This window comes from Clostridium sp. (assembly GCF_051650885.1).
Classification (GTDB): domain Bacteria; phylum Bacillota; class Clostridia; order Clostridiales; family Clostridiaceae; genus Clostridium.
This window is the reverse complement of record NZ_JBOFRG010000095.1, coordinates 1-1669: the sequence shown is the minus strand read 5'-3', so window position 1 is coordinate 1669 and position 1669 is coordinate 1. Positions and strand designations below refer to the sequence as shown.

Annotated in this window: 2 protein-coding genes; one reads left to right on the top strand and one right to left on the bottom strand. The window is 26.0% G+C overall.

Features of this window, described 5'->3' with window-relative positions; genetic code table 11:
* Positions 1-637 (bottom strand): dynamin family protein (locus tag ACRC28_RS04360; RefSeq protein ID WP_438542234.1); only part of this gene is annotated, 637 nt, incomplete at its 3' end.
* Between the two features lie 197 nt (positions 638-834).
* Here ACRC28_RS04360 and ACRC28_RS04355 point away from each other — a divergent pair.
* Positions 835-1669, top strand: an 835-nt coding sequence (locus ACRC28_RS04355; RefSeq protein WP_438542233.1) for a hypothetical protein, incomplete at its 3' end; no start/stop codon positions are given.

The window sequence follows — 1669 nt, the reverse complement described above, 5'->3', positions numbered from 1 at the left end:
AATATTTATAATCTAAAACATAAATTATATAATCTGTTTTTTTAATTTGTCTTTCAAAAACATCCTCAATAATTTTTCTATCAACACCAAGTCCTGACATTTCATTGTATCCTGGTGTATCAACTAATTTAAATCCTATATCACATAAGTCATTTTCTATAGCTTCAATATTTGTTTTCAAAGAATATTTAAAAAGCTTTTCTTCCTTATTTTCACGACTCATTCTTATTTCATTATGAAAATCTTCTGAAATATTCTCTGTACTAATTTTCGTTATTTCTCCATCATCATATATTTTCTCTAAAGAAAACTCTATTTTACTATCCACTATTTCAGTTGTTGTTAATGTACATGCTGCATTCTCACTTGGCATTAAATCTTTTCCTAATATACTATTTACAAAGGTTGATTTTCCTGCCTTCATAGAACCTATAATAGATACAACATAATCTTTGTTTACAACCTTTTCTTTTATACTTTCTAGTGCTTCTACATCTAATGAAATATTATATCTCTTAAAAATTTCCCTATATTCATCTAGCATCTGAAGCTCTAAGTAGTCAAACTGTTTCATCTCTTTCACCATCTTAGAAGTTTTATTAACTTCATCTCCTATATTTATTATTAATTTTAACACCTTTTTAATTATATTAAATTTTCTCTAAATATACAATAAATATCATTTTTTCTAAAATGGCCTTTATTTATATTTAATTTTCTTTTTTCCCTTATTTTTTGACATCTAAAAAATTCTTTTTTCTTTATTTTTATAAAGTTTTTTCTAAAGCCTTCGATAATTAAAGGCAAATTTTAAAATAATGGGGGATTTTTAAAATGAATTTTTGTAAAAAATGTGGGGATATTTTAGAAAATGGTGTTTGCTCATCATGCACTACTAAATCAACATCTACTACAAGTGCTAATTCTTCTACTGTTATTGAATCTAGTACTAATGCTTTTGAACCTAAAGCAAAAGTAGAAAAGAAGCCTATGAGTCCTAAAACAAAAAAAATAATTATAGCTTCTTGTGTTGGAATATCTTTATGTGCTGTAGCTTTTGTTGGATTTACTATTTATCAAGGTAAGATTCAAGAAAAATATGCAAAAGAAGCTATTGCTCTTGTAAATGATGGTAAATTTGAAGATGCTAATGATATTCTAACTAAATATAAAAAAGAGGATACTTCTGTCTTAGAGCTTAAAGAATTAAATACTTTATACCTTGAAGCAAAAAAAGAATGCGAAGAAGGAAAGCCTTTTAAAATCTATGATTTCAAGCAGCGTATTCTTAAAAGTACCCACAAATCTTCCTACATAGATGAAGTTGCTAAATTAGAGCTATTATCAAAAAAAGTACTTGCTATAAATAATTTAAAAAATATTGATGAGCTTATATCTGATGGTCGTATAGATACCGCAAAATATATAGTAGATACCTGTGAAAATTATGATTTAACAGAAGAAGAAAAAGCTAAATACACTGAAGCTAATGCTAAAATAACTGCTGCTTTAGATAAAATAAAAAAAGAGGAAGATGCTAGAAAAGAGCAAGAAAAAAAGGAAGATTTAAAAACTACTTACTTAAATAGATATAATACCTTAAGTAATGACTATAATGACGCCTTTTACTCTAGTATGTATTCTAAATTTTCAGAAGCTGAAAAAAGTC